Annotated in this window: 2 protein-coding genes and 1 pseudogene; all 3 read left to right on the plus strand. The window is 74.2% G+C overall.

The genetic code is table 11. The annotated features are described in order from the left end of the window. Positions 1-255 (plus strand): annotated as a pseudogene (locus H5J29_RS32630) (hypothetical protein); the annotation flags it as partial. Beyond that, entirely contained in the window at positions 252-965 is a 714-nt protein-coding gene (locus H5J29_RS32635) for an SRPBCC family protein (protein ID WP_181784748.1), read from the plus strand. The pseudogene H5J29_RS32630 and the gene H5J29_RS32635, both read left to right, overlap by 4 nt. A gap of 25 nt (positions 966-990) precedes the next feature. Beyond that, entirely contained in the window at positions 991-1,353 is a 363-nt protein-coding gene (locus H5J29_RS32640; protein WP_181784749.1) for a DUF1330 domain-containing protein, read from the plus strand. Positions 1,354-1,407: the final 54 nt, after the last annotated feature.

Consider the following 1,407-nt stretch of genomic DNA (forward strand, 5'->3'; position numbering starts at 1 on the left):
GCCCGGATGCAGGCGGGCGCGGAGGCGTCGGGCACGCGCCTGCTCACCTTCACCGTCGAGGCCGAGCTCGGGTTCGCCCAGCCCGCCGACGTGCACCGCTTCACCGACGAGCTGACGGAGGCGCTGCGGACACTCGCCGAACGGTTCGACGCGCCGACCGGGCGTCGGTACCGCGTGGTCGTGGGCGGACATCCCGCCGCGGCAGGCACACCGTCCCCGGGACCGGGGACCGAGGGGACAGGAGAACCGTCATGACCGAACCGACGCCGCGCATCGAGGTGACCGTGTCCGCTCCGCCCGACCGGGCGTGGGCGGCCCTGCGCGACCGCGACCTCGTCCACCAGTGGCACGGGTGGCAGTACGACGAGCTGGGCGCGGAGATCGACACGATCTTCTTCACCGACGTCGTCGAGGAGGTGCCCGGCCGGACGCTCGTGATCGGCGGCGGCGACCGGTTCGACGTGCTGCCCGAGGGCACCGGAGCCCGGATCGTGCTCACCCGGGCCCCGCTCGGCGGCGACCCGGAGTGGGACGCCTACTACCAGGACATCACCGAGGGCTGGGTCTCCTTCCTCCACCAGCTGGCCTTCGCCCTGGACCGGCACCCCGCCGACCCCCGGCGCACCCTCTTCTACTCGCGGGACGACCTGACGACCGCCGAGGTCGTCGGCGCACTCGGGCTCGACGCGGTGACCGCGGGCCCGGGCGAGCGGTACACCACGACGCTGCGCGGCGAGGACGTGTCCGGTCGGGTCTGGTTCCGCTCGACCCACCAGCTCGGGCTCACGGTCGACCCGTGGGGCGACGGGCTGCTCGTCGTCGCCGGGATACCGCCGTCGGAGCGGGCGCCGAAGGGCTCCACGATGGCCACGCTGACCACCTACGGGCTCACCGAGGAGGCCTACGCGGCCCTCGACGCGGGCTGGTCGGCGTGGTGGGCCGCCCGGCCGGTCGGCACCGCCTGACCGGGCCGTCCTGCACACTGCGACGATGGCGATCGATCCCACGGGGCCCGACCTGAAGGCGTTCCTCGCGCAGGCGGCGGACGAACCGGTCACGATGCTCAACCTGCTCCGCTTCGCCGACGGCGGCCGGGAGCGCTATGACGAGTACATCGCCCACTTCCGGCGCACCTCCGCTCCGTTCGGGGCGGAGGTCGTCTACTACGGCTACGGCGGCGCCCCGGTCGTGGCCGAGCCGGGGCAGGAGTGGGACGCGGTGCTCCTCGTGCGCTACCCGAGCAGGCGGGCGTTCTCCGAGATGGTCCGGGACCCCGAGTACCAGAAGGGGACCCACCTGCGGTCCGGCGCGCTCGTCGAGGCCGTGCTGCAGCCGACCACGGCCGCCGTCTGAGCCGAGCGAGCGGACCAAGCCGGCCGAGCCGACGGCTGCGGGCAGCGGCGGACG

It is taken from the genome of Pseudonocardia pini (assembly GCF_013870575.1).
Classification (GTDB): Bacteria; Actinomycetota; Actinomycetes; order Mycobacteriales; family Pseudonocardiaceae; genus Pseudonocardia; species Pseudonocardia pini.

Excerpts from the sequence above, each read along its gene's own strand:
- H5J29_RS32640 (WP_181784749.1), top strand. The coding sequence starts at position 991 with ATGGCGATCGATCCCACGGGGCCCGACCTGAAGGCGTTCCTCGCGCAG.
- H5J29_RS32635 (WP_181784748.1), top strand. The coding sequence starts at position 252 with ATGACCGAACCGACGCCGCGCATCGAGGTGACCGTGTCCGCTCCGCCC.